This window comes from Rodentibacter genomosp. 1, from assembly GCF_001999285.1.
GTDB lineage: Bacteria > Pseudomonadota > Gammaproteobacteria > Enterobacterales > Pasteurellaceae > Rodentibacter.
Genome location: NZ_MLHN01000003.1, coordinates 93,397 through 116,105, shown reverse-complemented (window position 1 = coordinate 116,105; position 22,709 = coordinate 93,397). Strand labels below are relative to the sequence as shown.

General features: G+C 39.2%; 24 protein-coding genes. 18 read left to right on the top strand and 6 right to left on the bottom strand.

From position 1 onward, the window contains the following. Nucleotides 1–47: 47 nt before the first annotated feature. A complete protein-coding gene (locus BKK54_RS01980; protein ID WP_077541015.1) occupies nucleotides 48–851 on the bottom strand; it encodes a sulfite exporter TauE/SafE family protein in 804 nt (267 codons plus the stop codon). A gap of 214 nt (nucleotides 852–1,065) precedes the next feature. Between BKK54_RS01980 and BKK54_RS01975 the strand changes: the two genes are divergently transcribed. The 5 genes from BKK54_RS01975 (at nucleotide 1,066) to BKK54_RS01955 (ending at nucleotide 6,861) form a co-directional block, all read left to right on the top strand. Next, nucleotides 1,066–2,745 (top strand): solute:sodium symporter family transporter, encoded by a 1,680-nt coding sequence (locus BKK54_RS01975; RefSeq protein WP_077541012.1) that lies wholly within the window; start codon nucleotides 1,066–1,068, stop codon nucleotides 2,743–2,745. Next, nucleotides 2,745–4,190: a sulfatase-like hydrolase/transferase gene (locus BKK54_RS01970; RefSeq protein ID WP_077541010.1), complete on the top strand. Its 1,446-nt coding sequence runs from the start codon at nucleotides 2,745–2,747 to the stop codon at nucleotides 4,188–4,190. The genes BKK54_RS01975 and BKK54_RS01970 overlap by 1 nt, the downstream gene beginning before the upstream one ends. 95 nt (nucleotides 4,191–4,285) lie before the next feature. Continuing rightward, nucleotides 4,286–4,882, top strand: a complete 597-nt coding sequence (locus tag BKK54_RS01965) for a Crp/Fnr family transcriptional regulator (RefSeq protein WP_077462341.1) — start codon at nucleotides 4,286–4,288, stop codon at nucleotides 4,880–4,882. A gap of 1 nt (nucleotide 4,883) precedes the next feature. Then, nucleotides 4,884–6,050 (top strand): anaerobic sulfatase maturase, encoded by a 1,167-nt coding sequence (locus BKK54_RS01960; RefSeq protein WP_077541008.1) that lies wholly within the window; start codon nucleotides 4,884–4,886, stop codon nucleotides 6,048–6,050. Continuing rightward, nucleotides 6,034–6,861: a D-hexose-6-phosphate mutarotase gene (locus BKK54_RS01955; protein WP_077541006.1), complete on the top strand. Its 828-nt coding sequence runs from the start codon at nucleotides 6,034–6,036 to the stop codon at nucleotides 6,859–6,861. The genes BKK54_RS01960 and BKK54_RS01955 overlap by 17 nt, the downstream gene beginning before the upstream one ends. 209 nt (nucleotides 6,862–7,070) lie before the next feature. On the opposite strand, the gene BKK54_RS01950 is transcribed toward BKK54_RS01955, so the two are convergent. Then, the gene (locus BKK54_RS01950) at nucleotides 7,071–7,733 is read right to left on the bottom strand and encodes a trimeric intracellular cation channel family protein (RefSeq protein WP_077541004.1); all 663 of its coding nucleotides are present in this window, start codon (nucleotides 7,731–7,733) and stop codon (nucleotides 7,071–7,073) included. A gap of 99 nt (nucleotides 7,734–7,832) precedes the next feature. Here BKK54_RS01950 and BKK54_RS01945 point away from each other — a divergent pair, with 99 nt between their 5' ends. Further along, nucleotides 7,833–8,633 (top strand): hypothetical protein, encoded by an 801-nt coding sequence (locus BKK54_RS01945; RefSeq protein WP_077541002.1) that lies wholly within the window; start codon nucleotides 7,833–7,835, stop codon nucleotides 8,631–8,633. Continuing rightward, complete coding sequence (locus tag BKK54_RS01940) at nucleotides 8,630–9,502, top strand: DMT family transporter (protein WP_077541000.1); 873 nt, start codon at nucleotides 8,630–8,632, stop codon at nucleotides 9,500–9,502. The genes BKK54_RS01945 and BKK54_RS01940 overlap by 4 nt, the downstream gene beginning before the upstream one ends. Nucleotides 9,503–9,578: 76 nt before the next feature. Here the strand turns inward: BKK54_RS01940 and lysS are convergent, their stop codons facing one another. Continuing rightward, nucleotides 9,579–11,087, bottom strand: coding sequence for a lysine--tRNA ligase (gene lysS / locus BKK54_RS01935; protein WP_077540998.1), 1,509 nt, complete (start codon nucleotides 11,085–11,087; stop codon nucleotides 9,579–9,581). Between the two features lie 59 nt (nucleotides 11,088–11,146). Next, nucleotides 11,147–12,245 (bottom strand): peptide chain release factor 2 gene (prfB, locus tag BKK54_RS01930; RefSeq protein ID WP_143541397.1). Its coding sequence is split into 2 segments (ribosomal slippage): nucleotides 11,147–12,169 and nucleotides 12,171–12,245, totalling 1,098 coding nucleotides; the frame shifts between segments, so codons are not numbered across the junction. A 131-nt stretch (nucleotides 12,246–12,376) separates the two neighbouring features. Between prfB and dsbC the strand changes: the two genes are divergently transcribed. From dsbC to yciH, 11 genes are all read left to right on the top strand, one after another. Continuing rightward, entirely contained in the window at nucleotides 12,377–13,057 is a 681-nt protein-coding gene (gene dsbC, locus BKK54_RS01920) for a bifunctional protein-disulfide isomerase/oxidoreductase DsbC (protein ID WP_077540994.1), read from the top strand. 67 nt (nucleotides 13,058–13,124) lie between these two features. Beyond that, nucleotides 13,125–14,852 (top strand): single-stranded-DNA-specific exonuclease RecJ, encoded by a 1,728-nt coding sequence (gene recJ / locus BKK54_RS01915; protein ID WP_077540992.1) that lies wholly within the window; start codon nucleotides 13,125–13,127, stop codon nucleotides 14,850–14,852. A gap of 10 nt (nucleotides 14,853–14,862) precedes the next feature. After that, on the top strand, nucleotides 14,863–15,546 hold the full coding sequence (locus BKK54_RS01910) for a thiol:disulfide interchange protein DsbA/DsbL (RefSeq protein ID WP_077540990.1): 684 nt from the start codon (nucleotides 14,863–14,865) through the stop codon (nucleotides 15,544–15,546). A gap of 3 nt (nucleotides 15,547–15,549) precedes the next feature. Further along, nucleotides 15,550–16,239, top strand: a complete 690-nt coding sequence (locus BKK54_RS01905; protein ID WP_077540988.1) for a 5'-methylthioadenosine/adenosylhomocysteine nucleosidase — start codon at nucleotides 15,550–15,552, stop codon at nucleotides 16,237–16,239. Nucleotides 16,240–16,247: 8 nt separating this feature from the next. Beyond that, nucleotides 16,248–16,919 carry a (d)CMP kinase gene (gene cmk / locus BKK54_RS01900; RefSeq protein ID WP_077540986.1) on the top strand — a complete coding sequence of 224 codons (672 nt, stop codon included), beginning with the start codon at nucleotides 16,248–16,250 and terminating at the stop codon, nucleotides 16,917–16,919. A 96-nt stretch (nucleotides 16,920–17,015) separates the two neighbouring features. After that, the gene (rpsA, locus tag BKK54_RS01895; protein ID WP_077540984.1) at nucleotides 17,016–18,665 is read left to right on the top strand and encodes a 30S ribosomal protein S1; all 1,650 of its coding nucleotides are present in this window, start codon (nucleotides 17,016–17,018) and stop codon (nucleotides 18,663–18,665) included. 149 nt (nucleotides 18,666–18,814) lie between these two features. Continuing rightward, nucleotides 18,815–19,099, top strand: a complete 285-nt coding sequence (locus BKK54_RS01890) for an integration host factor subunit beta (protein ID WP_077540982.1) — start codon at nucleotides 18,815–18,817, stop codon at nucleotides 19,097–19,099. A gap of 83 nt (nucleotides 19,100–19,182) precedes the next feature. After that, nucleotides 19,183–19,482: a LapA family protein gene (locus BKK54_RS01885; protein ID WP_077540980.1), complete on the top strand. Its 300-nt coding sequence runs from the start codon at nucleotides 19,183–19,185 to the stop codon at nucleotides 19,480–19,482. After that, nucleotides 19,482–20,660, top strand: coding sequence for a lipopolysaccharide assembly protein LapB (gene lapB / locus BKK54_RS01880; protein ID WP_077540978.1), 1,179 nt, complete (start codon nucleotides 19,482–19,484; stop codon nucleotides 20,658–20,660). Before BKK54_RS01885 ends, lapB begins: the two co-directional genes overlap by 1 nt. 37 nt (nucleotides 20,661–20,697) lie before the next feature. Further along, entirely contained in the window at nucleotides 20,698–21,393 is a 696-nt protein-coding gene (pyrF, locus tag BKK54_RS01875) for an orotidine-5'-phosphate decarboxylase (protein ID WP_077540976.1), read from the top strand. Nucleotides 21,394–21,395: 2 nt separating this feature from the next. Beyond that, nucleotides 21,396–21,716: a stress response translation initiation inhibitor YciH gene (yciH, locus tag BKK54_RS01870; RefSeq protein WP_077540974.1), complete on the top strand. Its 321-nt coding sequence runs from the start codon at nucleotides 21,396–21,398 to the stop codon at nucleotides 21,714–21,716. A 45-nt stretch (nucleotides 21,717–21,761) separates the two neighbouring features. Here yciH and BKK54_RS01865 read toward each other — a convergent pair whose 3' ends face one another. Together BKK54_RS01865 and BKK54_RS01860 are read right to left on the bottom strand one after the other, a co-directional pair. After that, nucleotides 21,762–22,103 carry a SirB2 family protein gene (locus BKK54_RS01865; RefSeq protein WP_077540972.1) on the bottom strand — a complete coding sequence of 114 codons (342 nt, stop codon included), beginning with the start codon at nucleotides 22,101–22,103 and terminating at the stop codon, nucleotides 21,762–21,764. 27 nt (nucleotides 22,104–22,130) lie between these two features. Then, entirely contained in the window at nucleotides 22,131–22,676 is a 546-nt protein-coding gene (locus BKK54_RS01860) for a hypothetical protein (RefSeq protein ID WP_077540970.1), read from the bottom strand. Between the last annotated feature and the right edge of the window lie 33 nt (nucleotides 22,677–22,709).

Below are 22,709 nucleotides of genomic sequence, written 5' to 3'. Positions count from 1 at the left end.
TTTAGACAGATTTATTTCTTTAAGAATAAGATGATGGTTATGCTGTTTTATCCTTTCAATAAATGTAACATCAGCATATATCCGGCGATGATAAACAGAATAAGGGCGAGCAATTTTCGTGTAAGCGAGGGGGAAAGTTTGCCTCGAATTTTCATTGAGAAAAAACTCATCATAAATGCACTTAATACCACAATGGCAACAATAGAGAAATTAACATAACCGACTTGCCAGCTTCCTGTTAGATAAAAAGGTGGGGATTTTGTCAGATAACTGTACAGACTGCCGCTGCCGCCAATCACCATCATATAATTGGTATAAGGGGCGATTTGTTGTGGCTTAATACTTTTTAATTGCCCGATTAAAGGCGCCATAATTGAACCGCCACCAATACCGGTTAGTCCTGCGATTAACCCGCCGAATAAGCATAGTCCGCTGCCTTTCCATATTTCACCCGATATTTGTCCGTGATGTGGCAAGTTTTCTGAACTCAACATTATTTTTAGCGCTAACAGGCTTAACGTTCCGACAAAAATACTAATAATTAGAATATCCGGTAAGAAAAAACTAATTTCAAAACCGGATTGAACGCCGATAATGGTGGAAAGTGACCAAAACAACACCGCTTTTATACGAATTTGAATTTTTTGCTGATAAAAATAAATCAAATTAATGATTGATGAGCCGATAACAATGGTGAGTGAGGTGGCGGCAATCATTTGCAGTGGAAAATCGGGAAATAATGTATAGAGAATCGGCACCATTAACACGCCACCGCCGATACCAAAAACCGCTGACATTAAATTGGTAAAAAAACCGCATAGCACTAAAATCGAAATTAGCTGTAAACTCATCATTCCTCCTGTTTTTTATTATTATTATTATTATTATGCTGAATAGGATGCCGCTTGCTTTATGATCCTGCTCATATTATTGAAAAAAAGAATGTCAAATTTGTGATCTAATTCACACCAATTTGGTTGGGGTTATGATGATTATCATAAAACTTCTTTTCTCTCTATATTATTCTAAGTATGCAGTTATATTGGATCAAAATGAGGAGGAGCTATGTTTATAACGATTGCCAGTTTTCTGGTAGTAACGGGAATTGTGGCGTTTATTTCGTGGAAAAAAACAAAAAATGATGATTTAACCACGTCTAAAGGGTATTTTTTAGCGGGAAGGGGATTAAGCGGCGTCGTGATTGGCTGTTCAATGGTCTTGACATCATTATCAACCGAACAGTTAATCGGGGTGAATGCGGTATCCTATAAGGGCAATTTCTCGATTATTGCGTGGACGGTTCAATCGGTCATCCCACTATGTTTTTTAGCACTTTATTTACTGCCGAAATATATTAAAAACGGCTATACCACGATTCCTGAATTTTTTGAGAATCGTTTTGATCGGCAAACCCGTTTAATTATGTCGGCGCTGTTTTTAGTCTTTTATCTTTTTATCGTCATTCCGACCGCACTTTATACCGGTGCGATAGCCTTTAATAAAATTTTTAATTTGGAAACCTATTTTGGCTTAACTTATGCCGAATCCATTGTTTATACGGTCATGGCGATTGGGATTGTGGGCGCAATTTATGCCATTTTTGGCGGTTTAAAAGCGGTTGCAGTATCCGATACGATTAATGCGGTGATTTTAGTTATCGGGGCATTATTAGTGCCTATTTTTGCGCTCATTTATTTAGGCGAAGGCAGTTTTACCGAAGGGCTTAAAACCATTACAACCTCTCATATTGAGAAATTTAATGCGATAGGCGGTAAAGATGATGCCGTACCTTGGCCGGCAATGTTTACCGGTATTTTGATCGTTAATTTCTTTTATTGGACGACCAACCAAGCTATCGTTCAGCGTGCATTAGGCGCAAGAGATCTGCAAGCGGGGCAAAAAGGCATTTTAATTGCAGCGTTATTTTTATTAACCTTACCAATTATTCTTAATTTACCCGGCTTATTAAGTTTCCATATTCTTGGCGGTGATTTAAATCCAATTGATACCTCTTATCCGACCTTAGTAAATAAAGTGCTGCCAACCTTTTTACAAGGCTTTTTTATTGCCGCCTTGTTCGGGGCGATTTTAAGTACCTTTAACTCTTTTTTAAATTCTGCGGCAACGATCTATTGTAAGGATTTATTACCCTCTATCAGTAAAAAAACGTTTTCCGATCAAGAACTGATTGCCCACGCGAAAAAAGTATCAACGGTTATGGCGATATTAACCATGGTGATTGCCCCGTTATTAATGTTCGGTACTGATGGAATTTTCTTATTAACCAAACGTTTTGCCGGCTTTGTGAATATCCCTATTGTGGCACTCTTTGCCGTAGGGCTTTTCAATAAAACTGTTTCCGGATTAGCTGCCAGAATCGCCTTATTGCTTCACGTTGTGCTTTATTTTTGTATTGTTTGGGTATTTAATGTCAAAGTGAATTTTGTTTATGTGATGGCGGCATTATTTGTGTTTGATGTAGTCGTGATGTTGATATTAGGGCAATTCCTCAAACTCGAGCCTTATCAAGAAAGCAAGGAAAACAAAGAGGGAGTGGATTTAACCAATTGGAAATATGCACCGCTGACAGTCGTTTCTTTGGTGTTAGGATTGATTACTCTACATGCGTTACTTTCTCCACTTGGTTTATCCTCCTATGACGGCAATCCGAAACTCATTTTAGCAGGCTATGCAATATGCCAACTGCTACTATTTGTTGTCATGCGTAAAAAAGAGGTGAAGTGATGAATATTATGTATATTTTGCTCGATCAAGTTCGCAAAGATATGTTGGGGACTTACGGGCATCAAATTGTTAAAACACCGAATTTGGATCGGTTGGCGCAAGAGGGGATTCGTTTTAATAACGCATTTACACCCGCTTCGGTATGCGGGCCGGCACGAACCTCTTTATTTACCGGATTAATGCCGTCTTCGCACGGCATTATAAAAAACGGTGAAAAAGGCGGAACGGGTGAAATTCGTCGAGAAGCACCGAATATTGCCAAATTAGACGGCTATAATTGCTATGTGGTGGGGAAATGGCACGTCGGTACGCAATCCGTGCCGGAAGATTATGATATTAAAGGACATAATTTTGACGGTTATGGTTATCCGGGGAGTGGTGTTTATCATAATTTAGTTTTTAACCAACCACCGACCCATTCTAACCGCTATCAAGAATGGTTGGCTGAAAAAGGGTTTGATATCCCGACCGTCAGCCAAGCCTATTTTGGGGAAAACCCACATCTTCGTGTGCAGGAGCTTTGCGGATTATTGTCCGGTAGCAGAGAGCAAACCATTCCCTATTTTATTATTGATGAAGCCAAACGCTATATTCAAGAATCCTTAGCGGAAGGCAAACCGTTTTTTACTTGGATCAACTTTTGGGGGCCGCATACCCCTTGTATCGTGCCGGAACCTTATTATTCAATGTATTCAAAAGATGATGTCATTCTAGACGAAAGTTTTTTTAAACCGTTAGAGGGCAAACCAGGGCATTTCCGCACCATTTCAAAAATGTGGGGAATGTGGGAGGCGACCGAAGATCGTTGGAAAGAAGTGATTACAAAATTTTGGGGATATATCACATTAATTGACGACGCAATCGGTGAATTGTTGGCGTATTTAGAGCATAACGCGATTTATCATAATACCTTTATCGTCGCTACTGCCGATCACGGCGATGCAATGGGCGCGCACCGAATGATTGAAAAAGGCGAATTTATGTTTGATACCACTTACAATATTCCCCTGATTGTGCGCGATCCGTTGTCCGAACGAAAAAATCAGCAAGATGATAACCTGATTTATCTGCACGATTTAACCTCGACGGTTTATGATATTGCCCGACAACCGATTCCGACGGAATTTGAGGGCGAAACCTTGTTACCGATTGTTCGTCAGAAACAAAATAATCAGCGCAAGGGGGTTTTAGCTCAACTGGCAGGGCATTTTGTTTATTTTGAACAGCGAATGTGGCGGCGTAAAGATTACAAATTAGTATTTAATGCGACGGATATTTGCGAACTTTATGATGTACGCCGAGATCCGCAAGAAATGAACAATTTGTTTTATGATGAAAACTATAAAGAGATAAAGCAAGAAATGCTGGAGGAAATGCGGTTAGAAATGCAAAGATTAAAGGATCCTCTCGAGAATTGGGTTTATCGAATTATTAATGAAATCTAAATCGTATTTACCCGAAATAAAATCGTTTCGGGTAAATATGATGTTTCTGATAAAACAAAATTCATTTAACCTATTTAAAAGGAACGATAACGATAATGAACAAAGGATTGATTGTACCTACTGAACTTGCGCAGTGCCAATTAAACCGGCTTTCGCAAATGAACAAGGGAACGGTGATTTACCAACAGGGCGAAAAAGCGCACGAATTTTATTATATCAAGCAAGGTCTTATCGGTCTTTATCATACCCTTGATAACGGAAAAGAGAGCTTAGTCAGACTTTATTCTCAAGGCGATTATTTCGGTTTCCGCACCTTATTCGGTTTAGGCAACAATCATTATCACTGCACGGCGAAAGTGTTAATTGAATCGGAACTGATTCAAATCAAATTAGACAATATCGATCAATTCTTTCTACATAATAGTGCAATGACAAAATATTTATTGCAAACCTTAGCGGAGGAGTTAAGAGAAGCGGAACAGCGCTTAGCCAAAAGTGCCTATTTGCGTACCTTTGATCGCGTGATCGACAGTCTTTATTTTCTTACCCAACATTTCCCCTACTATAATTGGACTTACCGAGAAATTGCCGAATATGCGGGCTGTGAAACGGAAACAGCAATTCGTATCGGTAAAGAATTAAAACAAAACGGCTTATTTAAAGACGCATTAAATCATCACAAAGGCAAGTAGTATGTCATTTTTTTCGCAGAAAGCGCATTTTCATTTAATGGCAAAACCCAGTAGTTTCCATTGTAATATTCAGTGCGAATACTGTTTTTACTTGGGAAAATCGCAGTATTTTGGCAACAATACTGAGTTTATGTCGGAACATACTCTCAAAAATTATATTAAAAATTACATTGAATCACAGGCAGGAGATCGGGTTGAATTTATGTGGCAAGGCGGTGAGCCGACCCTGCTTGGTCTGGATTTCTTCAAAAGTGCGGTCAATTTTCAGCGAGAATTTGCCAACGGTAAAACCATCACCAATGGGTTTCAAACTAACGGTATGGCGCTTAATCAGCAATGGGTAGCATTTTTTAAGCAACACCAATTTTTAATCGGACTTTCCATTGATGGTCTCAGTGCGTTGCATAACCGTTATCGTATGACAAATAGCGGTAATCCGACCTTTGAACGAGTGGTGAATGCGTTGCAATTATTAAAGACACATCAGGTGGAATTTAACACGTTAACTGTCGTCAACGATCAAAATTGGCAAAAAGGCAAAGAAACCTATCTGGCGCTCAAATCATTGGGTTCGACATTTATGCAGTTTATCCCCATTGTTGAAACGCATTTTCCGACAAACTGTACGGATGAGCCAAAAACAACAGCGTTTTCCGTGCCGCAACAAGGGTACGGACATTTTTTAGTCGATGTTTTTCAAGAGTGGAAAAAACAGGATGTCGGCAAAATTTTTGTGTTGGAATTTGAAAATCTACTTGGACAATGGTTGGGTTATCCCTCAAGTAGCTGCATTCATCGCCCGACCTGCGGGCAATCCTTAGTTGTTGAAGCGAACGGCGAGGTTTATTCTTGCGATCATTATGTTTACCCGAATCACAAATTAGGAAACTTAAATGAAACCTCATTAGTGAATCTTGTTTTATCAGAGAAACAGCGTCAGTTTGGTCAGTATAAGCAAAATAGTTTGACTCAGACCTGTCGGCAATGTGAATTTCGTGCCTTATGCCACGGCGGTTGCCCGAAACACCGCATTTTGCCGCAAGATAATGACGAGAGGAAACAAAACTATCTGTGTGCGTCTTATCAATATTTTTTTAAACAAACCGCCGATTATATGCAACAAATGAAATGGCAAATTCAAGGAGCTAAACATGCCGATTATCAATAAAATCACCCATCTCACGCCGGAATTAAGTTTATATCATTACAATGAGATTCCGGTTATTTGTTTGGATCATCAGGTCGGGAAAGCGAAAATTTCCTTACAAGGCGCACAGCTATTAAGCTGGAAACCGTATGACGAACAACAAGATTTGCTTTGGTTAAGTGAAATAGAGCCATTTGAATTAGGCACGGCAATTCGAGGCGGTGTGCCGATTTGCTACCCTTGGTTCGGCACAAAGCAGTCGCCGGCGCACGGCACGGCAAGATTACGCCTGTGGCAGCTTTCCGATTATGATATTCAACCCGATAAAGTGCGGTTGGTTTTTGCCTTGTTTGATCAAAACCATATTATTGAAGCCAAAATGGAAATGGTATTTGAGCAGAAATGCCGACTGCGTTTTACCCACTACGGACAACAACCAGCAGAAGTGGCATTGCATAGCTATTTCCATATCGGCGATATTCATCAAGCGGAGGTTTTAGATTTACCGACAAGCTGTTTTAATTCCCTGACTCAACAAATGGAAGACGTGCCGAGCAGACGAACAATCAATGAAAATGTGGATTGCATTTATACGGGCAATTTTCATCAGAATCTGATTAGCGATCACCAGTCTAAGCGCGATATTACCCTTGAGCATCATAATGCGAGCGAATTAGTGTTATGGAATCCGTGGCATAAAGCCACGAGTGCCATGCAGGAGACGGACTATCAAAACATGCTCTGTTTAGAAACGGCGCGAATCAGTAAACCTTTGAATTTTGGTGAAACCGTTGGCGTGGATATTTTTGCAGATAACGATTTTTCTCGTTAATGATCTATTAAAAATAGACTCAAAATTGACCGCACTTTAATACGGCACAACAACGTTGGGTTGTAGAGGGTTAGGTCTTAAACCGTAATGATAAAATGTCTGACTGATTCCAATGGATTTATTCCTGTGAGGGAAAGGATTTCTTTCTTGGATTATGATACTGAAATGGCACTAATGTATTTTCAGCAATTTTATCTTCTTTATGAGCATTATTTCTTTTTCTTTGGGGATTTATCTTTATGATCAACGGTGAGTTCTTGATAGTTAAACACGGGTAATCCCCATTCAAAGCGAATGGCTAAAATTCTCAGTGTAAAGCTACTAATTAGAGTGATTAACACCGCAAGGGTTTGTTCCATCTGTAAGGCTGACAACCCAAAGTAGGTGAGGGTTGCACAGAGAGAAACACTGGCATAAAGTTCTTTTTGGAAAACGAGGGGAATACGGTTACAAAGCATATCTCGTAATACACCGCCAAATGCACCGGTAATGCAGCCTGCGATACAGACAATCGTGACGCCATGCCCCATATCCATCGCAATTTGAGCACCAATGATCGAAAATACCACTAAGCCCATGGCATCCAAGACTAAGAAAATCATACGGAAATAACGCATAAAGTGATTGATAAAGGGGGCAATATAAACAGTCATCACTGCTGCACCGGCAACCACTAAAAAATATTCGGGATGTTTGACCCAGCCTAAAGGGTAGTGACCTAATAATACATCTCGTACAGAACCGCCACCGATTGCCGTTACTGAAGCAATGATAATCACACCAAAAATATCCATTTTTTCTCTACCGGCAGCTAATGCGCCGGTCATCCCTTCAGCGGTAATACCGATGATATATAAAATGCTCAGTAACATTCAGGCTCCTAAAGTGAGGTTAGAATCGCTCGTCATTCTACTTTAAAATAAGATGAATTTTTAGCATAATGGCGCATTATTTTTCTCATATTTTTTATTATGTCAGAGCAATCTTCAAAATCCTTTTCCACACAATTTTCAATACTTGCCATCGGTATTGTGCTTGCCGTCGATCTTTTTATATTTTCTTTGCAATCTCAAAACCAGGTGATACCTCATTTAGGGTTGGCTGTGTTTGTTGCACAGTTAATTTCTTTACTGGTGTTTTATAAAGGGGAGATTTGTCCGGGACAGCGTGGGCGTTTAATTAGAGTAAATTTGGCATTTTCACTTTATTGGCTGGTATGGTTAGTGATGGGGCTTTTATCTTCCCACCCGACCTTTACAAACGTGATAAGTCTATGCGGTTTATCTGTTTTGTATTTTACTTGGAAACAACCAAAAGAGGAAAAACTTCGCAACAGTTTTTTATTTATGGCGGCTTTGGTTGCCGGTTTGGGGGTGTTGGGATATGCGATGTCCCTTAGCCTGTTTCCTTTGCCTGCTTTTGCTGAATATAATCCGATAGCCCCTATTTTAGCAGGTGTGGTTTTATCTAATTTATTTCTCTTGCTAGCGAAAAGCCGATTACAGGGGTTGATTGCATTACTGCCGTTACTGATGATTATTTTACTGATTTTAAATGCATCAATCATTTTTATTTTTTTGATTTTGAATGGCTTGGAAAGTGCGGTTAATTCCGAAAGTATTTTTGCCTATATCATTTATTTTATCTGTCATTTAGTGATTGCGGGCGTTTTGGCGATTCATAGCATTCAAAAATGGACTTTAAGTGTGAATACATTATTTATTTTACTCTTTATTACGGCGTGCTTACCATTGTGGATGATATTTGTATGAATCAGAACCAACATCATTATGCCGCAGGCATGTTAGTTGTCGGATGTATTTTATTCGGTTTAGGGAGCATTATCGTTAAATTTGTACCTATAGGCGGTTATGCCATCGCATTCTGGCGTTTACTTATTGCCTCGGGTATTTTCTGGGGTTTAATGAAATTAAAATACCAACATTTCCCGAAAAGTAGAAAAGCGTTATTGTATAGCTGTCTATCCGGTATTTTTCTCGCCTTTGATCTTGCCTTTTGGCACGAAAGTATTTATGCCGTAGGGCCGGGTATTTCCACTTTGTTAAATAGCTTACAAATTTTCTTTTTAGCTGTAATTGGGTTTATTTTCTTCTCGGAAAGACAAAGTAAATTACAACTATTCAGCTTGGTGTTGGCGATGGTTGGAGTGGCATTGATTGCCGGTGAAGAGTTGCAACATAATATTGAAGGTATTTATGGTATTGTTATTGGGGTGATTTCTGCCGTAATGTTGGCGGCGTCAATGGTTATGGTGAAAAAGGTTCACCAAGAGGAAGAGGTTGCATTGTTTCCTCTCATGTTAATCATTAGTTTTAGTGGTGCCATCGTGTTAATTATTCCCTCGTTAATATTTAATGCTGACAAACTTTATCCTACTCATTTTCAAGATTGGGGACTAATCGTGATTTATGGCGCTATAATGCAGTGTGTAGCTTGGGGAATGATAGCTTATGCAATTCCATTGCTTTCTTTAGGATTAACAGGGTTATTGTTACTTTCCGAGCCGGTTGCTGCATTGGTTATTGATTATTTTTATTTGCACAAAGCGATTAATCTATGGCAATGGATTGGTGCTGTCTTGACATTGTTTGCTATTTATCTGGGTTCAGTAAAACGTTAAAACAAAAAAGTGCGGTTAAAAATAACCGCACTTTGGCATAGTAATAAAGGACAATTAATTATTGCTTTTCTACGTTTTATTTTTGACGCATCGCTGGGAATAAAATCACATCACGAATCGATGGCGCATTGGCATAAAGCATAGCGAGTCGGTCTATTCCTAAGCCTTCTCCTGCAGTTGGTGGTAAACCATGTTCAAGTGCAACCACAAAGTCTTCATCTTTAAACATTGCTTCATCATCTCCCGCTTCTTTTGCGGCAACCTGTGCATCAAAACGTTCATTTTGGTCTTCTGCATCGTTTAATTCGGAGAAACCATTTCCAATTTCACGGCCTCCGATGAAGAGTTCAAAGCGATCGGTGACATCCGGATTCTCATCATTACGACGGGCAAGTGGTGAGATTTCCGCAGGGTGTGCCATTAAAAATGTTGGTTGAATTAAGTGATGTTCTGCGACTTCCTCAAAAATAGCATTCACAATACTCCCTAATCCCCAAGATTTTTGCACTTCAATACCTAAATGCTCAGCGGTTGCTTTGGCACGATCGAAATCATATAAGTCCTCTTTTACAATGCCTTTGTCTGCACCGTATTTGAGGGTGGCATCGTGTAAAGTAATACGCTCGAACGGTTTGCCAAAATCAAATTCGTATTCACCGTATTTCACGATGGTTGTACCGAGAATATCAATAGCTAATTTGCGTAACAATTCTTCAGTATTGTCCATTAAATCATGATAATCCGCATAAGCTTGATAGTATTCAAGCATGGTAAATTCAGGATTATGGCGAACAGAAACGCCTTCATTGCGGAAATTGCGATTGAGTTCAAATACACGTTCAAACCCACCCACGACTAAACGTTTTAAATAAAGCTCCGGTGCAATGCGCAAGTACATATCTACATCAAGTGCATTATGGTGGGTCACGAAAGGGCGGGCTGCCGCACCACCGGGGATGACTTGTAGCATCGGGGTTTCGACTTCCATAAAGCCTTTTGAGATGAAATATTCACGAATACCGGCTACTACTTTAGAACGGATAATAAATGTACGGCGGGATTCTTCGTTAGAAATTAAGTCTAAGTAACGTTGGCGATAACGCACTTCTTGATCTGTTAAACCGTGGAATTTATCCGGTAGTGGGCGAAGTGCTTTGGTTAACAATTGAACTTCACTTGCTTTAACCGTAAGTTCGCCCGTTTTAGTTTTAAATAATGTTCCTTTAACCCCAATAATATCGCCTAAATCCCAGGAGCCCACATTTTCTTTATAGACGCCTTCAGGAAGGTTATCACGTGCCACGTAAAGTTGAATTTTACCGCTCATATCTTGAATCGTGATGAACGTGGCTTTACCCATTGCACGACGGGTCATAATACGACCTGCAACAGTGACTTCAATATTTTTTTCTTTTAAGGTTTCACCCTCTTCCGATTCATATTGATTATGTAAATCTTGTGCTAGCGAATCACGGCGGAATTTGTTAGGGAACGCATTTCCTTTAGCACGCAACGCAGCTAATTTTTCACGGCGTACTAACATTTCGCCGTTCAGGTCTAATTCTTTTACTTCTTGTTCTGACATTTTTGTTTACCTTAGTGAATTTTTAACTTTAAAAAACATGATTTAAAATGACCGCACTTTTATAATCCGGCTTTTAAACTGGCTTCAATAAAACGATCTAAATCACCGTCTAACACGGCTTGTGTATTGCGGTTTTCTATTCCTGTGCGTAAATCTTTTATTCGGGAATCATCTAACACATAGGAACGAATTTGACTACCCCAACCGATGTCTGATTTATTATCTTCCATCGCTTGTTTGTCGGCATTTTTCTTTTGCAGCTCCAGTTCATACAATTTTGCTTTTAACTGCTTCATTGCCTGATCTTTATTTTTGTGTTGGGAACGGTCATTTTGACATTGCACCACAATTCCGCTTGGCATATGGGTAATACGTACTGCACTCTCCGTTTTATTCACGTGCTGACCGCCTGCCCCAGAAGCACGATAGACATCAATACGTAAATCAGCAGGATTGATTTCAATATCAATATCATCATCAATTTCAGGATAGACAAAGGCTGCACTGAAGGAGGTATGGCGGCGATTATTGGAATCGAACGGGCTTTTTCTCACTAAGCGATGAATACCGGTTTCAGTGCGTAGCCAACCAAAGGCATATTCACCCGTTATTTTGACGGTGGCTGATTTTAATCCTGCTACATCACCATCGGAAACTTCCATTAATTCAGTTTTAAAGCCTTTACTTTCTGCCCAACGTAAATACATCCTCAATAACATTTCAGTCCAGTCTTGGGCTTCAGTACCACCTGAACCGGCTTGTAAATCAATGTAACAATCATAAGCATCGTGTTCGCCGCTAAACATACGACGAAACTCTAATTTTTCGAGTTGTTGTTCAAGCTCGGTTAATTCTGATTCGGCTTCATTGAAGGTTTCTTCATCCTCGGCTTCTATTGCAAGCTCAAGTAGTCCGTCAACATCTTCCAAGCCTTGTTCTAAACTTTTGATTGTATTGACAACCTGTTCAAGCGCAACACGCTCTTTCCCTAGAGCTTGGGCTTTATCGGGATCGTTCCATACATCGGGTTGTTCTAATTCAGCATTGACTTCTTCTAAGCGTTCTACTTTACTATCAAAGTCAAAGGTACCCCCTAAGCACAGCGGTGCGCTCAGAAAGGTCTGCGATTTTATTTTTTACAGGATTTATTTCAAACATAATCAATTTACTTTACTCAGAATTTGGCGGATTATATGCTATTTTCTGATTTTTGGGTAGCGAGGCTTGCACAAATTAGCAATCTCTTTATAATCTCAGCCTTTCTTGTTTAGCAAATTTAGGGATCGAAAATGAAGAAAATTTTAACCGCACTTTTATGTGGAATCGCCGTGAATGCGATGGCTGATGATGCGGCGATTAAAAGCCAATTAAAGGCATTGGGTGCTAAAAGTATTGATATAAAAGATTCACCTGTTTCAGGCGTTAAAACAGCGGTAACCGATGAAGGCATTATTTATGTCACAGAAGATGGAAAATATGCTTTTCAAGGTAAACTTTATGAATTAACGAATAAAGGCCCGATGGATGTTTCAGGTAAACTTTTGATGGATAAACTTAATTCTTATAAGCATGAGATGATCGTTTATCCTGCGAAGAATGAAAAACACGTCGTGACGGTGTTTATGGATATCACCTGCCATTATTGTCACTTATTACATCAACAAATTAAAGCCTATAATGATCTCGGGATCACCATTCGTTATTTGGCTTTCCCTCGTGCTGGTATGAACACTGCAACAGCAAAACAGATGGAAGCAATTTGGACTGCAAAAGATCCTGTGTTTGCACTAAATGAAGCGGAGAAAGGTCATTTGCCGAAAGAAGTAAAAACGCCGAATATTGTGAAAAAACACTATGAGTTAGGTATTCAATTTGGTGTGAGCGGTACGCCAAGCATTGTGGCCTCAACAGGTGAAGTGATTGGAGGATATTTGAAACCCTCTGATCTATTGGCAGCGTTGGAAGAATAAGACAAAGGTGGGTTTAATGCCCACCGATTTTTTAGTTTATTTTTATACCGTCTGATTTATTATTGTTGTGAATAAACTCATCAAACGTCGTGAAGTATCAGGGGGAAATTTCGTTAGTGAAAATCCCTTGTTAGATCGTCTTTATCGTGCACGTCATATCCAAAATCCTCAAGAATTAGACCGCACTTTGAAATCAATGTTGAACCCAAATCGGTTATATGGCATTGAACAAGGTGTGGAATTATTAATATCCGCTTATCAAACACAGCAAAAAATTATTATTGTGGGCGATTTTGATGCCGATGGTGCAACAAGTACAGCATTAACCGTATTGGCATTGCGACAGCTTGGTTTTAAAAATGTGGATTATTTAGTGCCGAATCGCTTTGAGCAAGGCTATGGTTTGAGTATTCCGGTCGCTGAAATGGCGATTGAAAAAGGTGTGCAATTGTTGATGACCGTAGATAATGGCGTGTCTTCTTTTGATGGCGTAGTATTTTTGAAACAAAAGGGCGTGCAGGTTTTGGTGACTGATCATCATTTGCCTCCTGAACAGTTGCCGCCGGCTGATGCGATTGTCAATCCAAATTTGGCTCAATGTGGTTTTCCGTCAAAATCCCTTGCCGGTGTGGGAGTCGCATTTTATTTGATGCTTGCCCTACGGGCAAAATTTCGTGATATTGGGATTTTTAATGCAGAAACCCAACCTAATTTTACGGAATTACTTGATCTTGTCGCATTAGGTACAATTGCTGATGTGGTGGCGCTTGATCAGAATAACCGAATTTTAGTGCATCAAGGATTAATGCGTATTCGCGCTCAATATTGTCGTCCGGGGATTGTCGCCTTGGCAGAAGTAGCGAATCGCAATCTTGAGCAAATGTCAGCAGGTGATCTTGGATTTTCTATCGCCCCCCGCTTAAATGCTGCCGGGCGATTGGATAATATGTCTCTTGGTGTAGAATTACTTCTTGCAGAAAATATGCAAAAAGCACGAGAATTAGCGTTGGATTTAGATCAGCTTAATCAAACACGTAAAGAAATTGAAGCAGGAATGAAAATTGAGGCGTTAGAAATTTGCCGAAATTTGACCGTACTTTTCAATGAGCCGCCAGTTGGTATCACGCTCTATCAGGCTGATTGGCATCAAGGTGTGCTTGGGATTGTTTCCTCTCGTTTGAGAGATTTATATCATCGTCCCGTGATTGCTTTTGCGCAAGATGGTGAAGGCGTGTTGAAGGGCTCGGCACGCTCTATTGAAGGGCTGCATATGCGTGATGTGTTAGAGAGAATACATTCTTCGCACCCGGATATGATTTTAAAATTTGGTGGACATGCTATGGCAGCCGGTTTGAGTATTCGAGAAGCTTGTTTTACCGAGTTTCAGCAAGTTTTCAATCAAACGGTTTCTGATTGGTTAGGTGAAGCGAATTTACAACATATCGTCTGGACGGATGGTGAATTACAGGCTCATGAATTAACCCTTGGAATAGCAGAATTGCTAAAAGCGGCTGGGCCTTGGGGACAAGCCTTCCCCGAGCCTTGTTTTGATGGTGAATTTAAAATTCTAGATCAGCGTGCAATCGGACAGAATAAAAATCATCTAAAAATGTTGGTTGAACCGAAACAAGGCGGGCCGCTTTTGGATGCGATAGCATTTAATATTGACACACGATTGTATCCTGATTTGTCTGTTAGGCTGGCTCGTTTGGTCTATAAATTAGACATAAATGAATTTCGTGGTAATCGTAGCGTACAGTTATTGGTTGATTATATTGAGCCTATCGATGATTAAAAGAATAACAATGTGGCGGTGGGGGTATCTTGTGTTGTTGGGATTGCCTCAAGTGACTTTTTCTGCTCCTCATCCCAAGGATTTTTCCACACAAAACCAACCGTTATTACCTTCGGCGGATACATTAAAATTTGAAGATGGGCGGGATTATTTTTCCTATCAAGAGCCGGTAGGAGAGGTTTTTCGTGCGGATAAAAAAATTCCTGTTCAATTCTTTTTTGATTACGATTGTCGGGTATGTTCGTCGGCACTGGATATTTTGTCTCTTTATAGCCAGATACGGGCAGATAAAATTGTGCTGGAACAATACCCTGTTGTAACAGCAGAAAGTCAATTTAGTGCGAAGGTGTTTTATACATTGAAGGCGTTGAAAGCGGATGAATTATCTCATGTTTTATTATTTGAAACCTCGGAAAAATCACGATATGTAGAGTTGGCTTCATTGGAAAAAATTTTAAAATGGGTGGAAGATAAAGGGTTGGATAAGGCGCGATTTATTCAAATTAAAAATTCTACCAATATTAGAGAGCAAGTGGAAAAGGCGATTGAACTCACAGAGGAATATGGCGTTTTTACTTATCCTTATGTTGTGATTGGAGGGCGATATGTCCTTACAGCAAGTACACTTTATAACGATGATTACAGTGTGGCAGTATTAGATTATTTAGTGAATAAATTGGAAAAAGGAAATTAAAAAATGAAGATTGGTATTGTTGGCGCAATGGCACAAGAAGTTGATATTTTGAGTGGCTTAATGACGGAAAAAAAGGAAATTCGTGTAGCAAGTGCGGTCATTTTTGAAGGTAAAATTAATGGAAAAACGGTTGCTTTGTTGCAATCGGGCATTGGGAAAGTTGCTGCTGCAATCGGGACAACGGCTTTATTACAACTAACCAAACCGGATCTGGTGATCAATACAGGCTCTGCAGGTGGCGTGGCGAAAGGATTAAAAGTTGGTGATATAGTCATTTCCGATGAAACCCGTTATCACGATGTTGATGTCACCGCATTTGGCTACGAAAAAGGTCAACTTCCGGCTAATCCCGCCTCATTTTTATCTGATAAAAAATTAGCAGATTTAGCCCAAAATATTGCGGAACAGCAAGGGCAACCCGTGAAAAGAGGGCTGATTTGTTCAGGGGATAGCTTTATTGATAGCGAAGAAAAACTCTCAAGAATAAAAACTGATTTTCCTCATGTGACGGCGGTAGAAATGGAGGCAGCAGCCATTGCGCAAGTATGCCATGCTTTTAATGTCCCTTTTGTTGTGGTACGTGCTATTTCTGATGGGGGCGATGGCGGGGCAACGCTATCTTTTGAAGAATTTTTACCTTTAGCGGCGAAGCAGTCCTCCACATTGGTTTTAGGTATGTTAGATAAATTATAGGATTTCTTATGGGAACAATTATTACCGTTGATGGGTCAAGTGGTGCGGGCAAAGGGACATTATGTTATGCTTTGGCTGAAAAATTGGGTTATGCCTTGCTAGATAGCGGTGCGATTTATCGTGTAACCGCTTTAGCAGCATTAAAAAGTGCGGTTGATTTAACGGATGAATTGGCTTTGGCCCAACTGGCACGCAATTTGAATATTCAATTTATTCCAGAGGACGGAGAAGTCCATATTCTTTTGAATGGTGAAATGGTGAGTCATCTGATTCGAACACAAGAGGTCGCGGAGGCTGCCTCCCAAGTGGCAGTTTTTCCTGAAGTTCGTGCTGCGTTGCTGCAACTTCAGCAAGATTTTGCTAAAAATGACGGATTAATTGCTGATGGACGTGATATGGGAACAGTAGTATTTCCTCAGGCTCAAGTAAAATTATTTTTAGATGCCAGCTCAGAAGAACGCGCAAAAAGACGTTATAAACAGTTGCAAAGTAAGGGAATTAATGGTAACTTTGCGCAGATTTTAGCCGAGATAAAAGAGCGTGATTTTCGTGACCGAAATCGTGAGATTGCGCCGCTGAAACCTGCCGAAGGTGCGTTGTTGCTTGATAGTACAACATTAAGCATTGATGAAGTGATTGATCAGGCTTTGGCCTATATTCAACAGCGCATAAATCTTTAAACCCTGTTTATTCAAGGATGAATAGACGTTTATTTTCAACCCCACATCTTAAGGATTAAATGTGGATGTTATTAACTTTTAAAGAAGATTATTTATATGTCAGAATCTTTTGCTCAACTTTTTGAAGAATCATTAAAAGGCCTTGAAACCCGTCAAGGTTCAATCGTTAACGGTACTGTAGTAGCTATCCAAAAAGGTTTCGTCCTTGTTGATGCAGGTTTAAAATCTGAGTCAGCTATTCCTGTTGCTGAATTTTTAAATGCGCAAGGCGAGCTTGATATTCAAGTTGGCGACACTGTGAATGTTGCATTAGACGCTGTTGAAGACGGTTTTGGTGAAACTAAACTTTCTCGTGAGAAAGCGGTTCGTCACGAATCTTGGATTGAGTTAGAAAAAGCTTATGAAGAAAAAGCAACTGTTATCGGTTTAATCAACGGTAAAGTGAAAGGTGGTTTCACAGTTGAGTTAAACGGTGTTCGTGCATTCTTGCCTGGTTCTTTAGTTGACACTCGTCCGGCACGTGATGCCGATCACTTACTCGGTAAAGAGTTAGAATTCAAAGTTATTAAACTAGATCAAAAACGTAATAACGTTGTTGTTTCTCGTCGTGCTGTAATTGAATCTGAAAACAGCCAAGAACGTGAACAAGTGTTAGAAAACCTTGCAGAAGGTTCCGAAGTTAAAGGTATTGTTAAAAACTTGACTGACTACGGTGCATTTGTTGATTTAGGTGGCGTTGACGGTTTATTACATATCACTGATATGGCTTGGAAACGTGTTAAACATCCAAGTGAGATCGTAAATGTTGGTGATGAAGTAACGGTTAAAGTCTTGAAATTTGATAAAGATCGTACTCGTGTATCTTTAGGCTTAAAACAATTGGGTCAAGATCCTTGGGTTGCTATCGCTGAAAATCATCCGGTAAACAGCAAATTAACCGGTAAAGTTACTAACTTAACAGACTATGGTTGCTTTGTTGAAATTTTAGATGGTGTTGAAGGTCTTGTTCATGTTTCTGAAATGGATTGGACAAACAAAAATATCCATCCTTCTAAAGTTGTCAGCTTAGGTGATACTGTTGAGGTCATGGTATTAGAGATTGACGAAGAACGTCGTCGTATTTCTTTAGGTTTAAAACAATGCAAACCAAACCCATGGACTCAATTTGCTGAAACTCACAATAAAGGCGATAAAGTAACTGGTAAAATCAAATCTATCACTGATTTCGGTATTTTCATTGGTCTTGAAGGTGGTATTGACGGCTTAGTTCATTTATCTGATATCTCTTGGAATGTCTCAGGTGATGAAGCTGTTCGTAACTACAAAAAAGGTGATGAAGTTTCTGCCGTTGTGCTAGCTGTTGATGCAGTGAAAGAGCGTATTTCTTTAGGTATCAAACAGCTTGAAGAAGATCCATTTAATAACTTTATTGCTATCAACAAAAAAGGTGCAGTAGTTTCTGCAACAGTTGTTGAGTCTGATGCTAAAGGTGCAAAAGTTGAATTAGTTGGTGGTGCCGAAGGTTACATTCGTGCTGCTGATTTAACAGATGAAGTATCTGCAGGTGATGTTGTTGAAGCAAAATATACTGGTGTAGATCGTAAAGCTCGTATCGTTCACTTATCTGTAAAAGCAAAAGATCAAGCTGAAGAAGCGGCAGCGGTTGCAAATGTGAATAATAAACAAGAAGAAGTTGCTATTCCAAATGCTATGGCTGAAGCTTTCAAAGCTGCTAAAGGTGAATAATTAATATTTGGGCAAGGCTGGGGAAGTCCCAGCCTTATTTTTTTAGGGTTTATTGCTAATTCATCCGGCATTCATAGTAATGATGACTGAATTATCAATAAATCTTATTGTCATAAATCAGCATATAATAGAAATAAGGGAGAAATAGAATGACCAAATCAGAACTTATTGAAAATTTATCCATTAACCATCCTTCCTTATCTGTAAAAGAAGTTGAAGGAATGGTAAAAGATATTTTAGAGCTTATCTCACAGTCATTAGAAGAAGATAATCGTGTAGAGATTCGAGGATTTGGTAGTTTTTCCTTACATTATCGTCAGCCCCGTCTTGGGCGAAATCCTAAAACCGGTGATTCTGTCAAATTAGATGCGAAATGCGTACCACATTTCAAAGCGGGAAAAGCACTGAAAGAAAGGGTGGATATATTTGCGTAGAAATAGATGAAATAGCGACACTTAGGTGTCGTTTTTCATAGGAAACTTTGGCATAATTAAGAAAATTTTTTGAGGGACTCATTATGATTAAATATATTTTAGGATTTGTTATTGTACTGGCTATCGTGATTGTGGCTATTACGGTAGGGGCTAATAATAATCAAATTATCACATTCAATTATATTGTGGCAGAAAGTCAATTCCAACTTTCAACATTGGTTGCCATTTTATTTGGTTTAGGCTTGCTCTTAGGATGGTGTATCACCGGTTTTTTCTATTTAAAACTGAAACTCAAAAATATGTCTCTTAATCGACAAATTAAACGACAAGCCTTACAGATAAACGATTTAACCACAGCTCGTGATAAAACTAGGGCTGAATAATGCTTGAATTACTCTTTCTGCTTTTACCTATTGCAGCAGCCTATGGTTGGTATATGGGGCAGCGTAGTGCAAAAAAAGATCAGGAAGATATTAGTAATAAACTCTCCCGTGATTATGTCACGGGGGTTAATTTTTTACTTTCTAATCAAACAGATAAAGCAGTTGATTTGTTTTTGGACATGTTGCAGAAACAAGAAACTGAGAATGAAATAGAAAGTCATTCCCAATTTGAAGCGGAACTTACTCTTGGTAATTTATTCCGCTCTCGCGGCGAGGTAGATCGCGCACTTCGCATTCATCAAACGCTAGATCGTAGCCCTAATTATTCTTTTGAACAAAAACTTTTAGCTAAACAGCAGCTTGCCCGTGATTTTATGGCGATAGGTTTTTTTGATCGTGCAGAAAGCCTTTACATTTTATTAGTGGATGAACCTGAATTTGCCGAGAATGCACTACAACAGCTGCTATTAATTTATCAAAAAACAAAAGAGTGGAAAAAGGCTGTCAATATTGCAGAAAAGTTAGCGAAAATTAGTCCGAAAGAGAATGATATTGAACTTGCACAATGTTATTGTGAGTATTCTGAAAGTTTGAGTAGGGAAAGTGCGGTTGAAAAACGCAATTTTTTGCAAAAGGCGCTCCAAGTTTCTTCCAGCTGCGTCAGAGCATCAATATTATTGGCAGATATTGATATTGAAGAAAAATCTTATCCACAGGCAATTAAAACATTAGAAAATGTACTTTATCAAAACCCTGACTATATTGGTGAAGTGCTATCAACTTTAAAATCTTGCTATAAAATACTAAACCAGCTTGATAATTTTGAGTTATTTTTGATTCGTGCAGGACAAATGGTTAAAAATGATGAAGTTAATTTAGCCCTGACAAAATTAATTGAAGAAAAAGATGGAAAATCTGCTGCACAAGCTAAGCTTTATCACCAATTAACAAAAAAGCCAAGTACGCTTATTTTCTATCATTTTATCCAATATCAAATTGATGATGCAGAAGAAGGGAGAGGAAAGGAAAGTCTTACTCTACTTCATAAAATCGTCGGTGAGCGTATTAAACAAAATGCCACTTATCGCTGTTCAAATTGTGGCTATCAGGTTCATAAATTACTTTGGAATTGCCCATCATGCCGTCATTGGGAAACAATAAAGCCATCATCAATATAATTTATACATAATAAAAGGTACACAGAGAGGTAAAATTATGAGTAGTAAAGTGATTGTCGCACTTGATTATGAAACGGAAGCAGAAGCGCTTGCGTTAGTTGATCAAATTGATCCGAGCTTATGCCGTTTAAAAGTTGGTAAAGAAATGTTTACCACTTTGGGAACAAATTTTGTTAAACAACTTCATCAACGTGATTTTGATGTTTTCCTTGATCTGAAATTCCATGATATTCCAAATACGGTTGCACGAGCAGTGCGTTCTGCGGCAGATTTAGGCGTATGGATGGTAGATGTTCACGCTAGCGGTGGTTTGAAAATGATGGAGGAAGCGAAAAAAATTCTTGAACCTTATGGTAAAGAGGCGCCGCTTTTAATTGCTGTAACGGTTTTAACCAGTATGGAAGATTTGGATTTACTTCAAATTGGTATTAATGCCTCCCCTATGGAACAAGTATTACGTCTTGCTCATCTAACCCAACGAGCTGGATTAGACGGGGTAGTTTGTTCTCCGCAAGAAGTGGAAATTTTACGTAATAGCTGTGGTGCTGATTTCAAATTAATTACCCCTGGTATTCGTCCAATTGGTGCTGATTTTGGTGATCAACGCCGTGTTATGACGCCAGCAGCCGCAATCCGCTCAGGCTCGGATTATTTAGTGATTGGCCGTCCAATTACACAAGCAGAGAATCCGGCAGACGTGCTTCGTTCTATTAACGCCTCTATTGTGCAGTAGTTATGTCTGATTCTGTTTTAGTTTATTCCACAGAAAGTGGGCGAATTAAAGAAGAAAAGGTTCAGCGACCAAGACCTAAAGGTGATGGTATTGTGCGTATTCAGAGGCAAACCAGTGGCAGAAAGGGGGCCGCGGTTTCTGTCATTACTGGCTTAGATTTACCGGATGAGGAATTGAAAAAACTTGCTACGGTACTCAAGAAACGCTGCGGTACAGGTGGTTCAGTAAAAGACGGTAATATTGAGATTCAAGGTGAAAAACGAGATTTGCTCAAAGGATTACTTGAAGAAAAAGGTTTTACCGTTAAACTGGTGGGCGGCTAGAAAAGTAAAAATCCATCTTATTAAAGATGGATTTTTTATCTGATTTTAGTGAATATAAGCAATAAGAACCGCACTAATAAAGCTTATTAGAGCCAGGAGTAGAAATATTGGATTGGCCTTTACTACCTTTCTGCCAAAGAATTTTGCTGAAAAGATAACATACAAAATAAGTAGGCAGAATTTGGCGATAAGCCAAGTTTCCAACTCAAAAGGTAATAGGAAAAATATCACTAAACCACTTACGATTAAGGCCGTATCTGCTACGTGCGGTAAAATTTTTAACAATTTTATAGCTCGCCAATCTCCCCCGTTTAATTGCATTATGCCGCGGATAATCAAAAGTCCTAAACTTAAAAATGCACAGAAAATATGTAAAGAAATTAACATAATCACTCCTAAATAGATATTATATTTCTATTTAATTTCGTAAACAGTAACACCACACTCCCGATCAGTGCTTATTGGTGCAACCTCATAGTCTTTACCTGCTTCAGGAATAAAGGTGACAGTATTTCCTTTGCAGCTTTTTCCTTTGATAACAGTCGTAATTTTCTCAGTTGCGGTGTAGTGCGTATGAGTGCTGTCCATTGAAATAATTTCATTAGTGACCTGTATTTCTGCGTTAGCCGGAATAACAAATTCTTTAAAAAAGATACTTGATAATAATTTTGAATGTGCAGATGGATTCTTGCTTAATGGCGTTTCCGGCATTCCAATACTTTCGTTGTCTTTGGCTCCAACCATTGAACTAAAGGCTTGCCCTAAACCGCCACCAACGGTTACTTTTTCTTTTTTGCCATCAATATTTACTGTTAAAAAAGATGGTCGTCCATTTTGTCCGTATAAACGAATTCTGGCATCTTTTGTTGCATCATAGGGGGTATGTTGATTAGATAGCTCTGTTGAAACACAGGCTGCCGCTCCCAATGTCATGATTGAAATCAGCAATAAATTTTTCATTTTGACTCCTCAATTTATAAAGTGCGGTCAAAA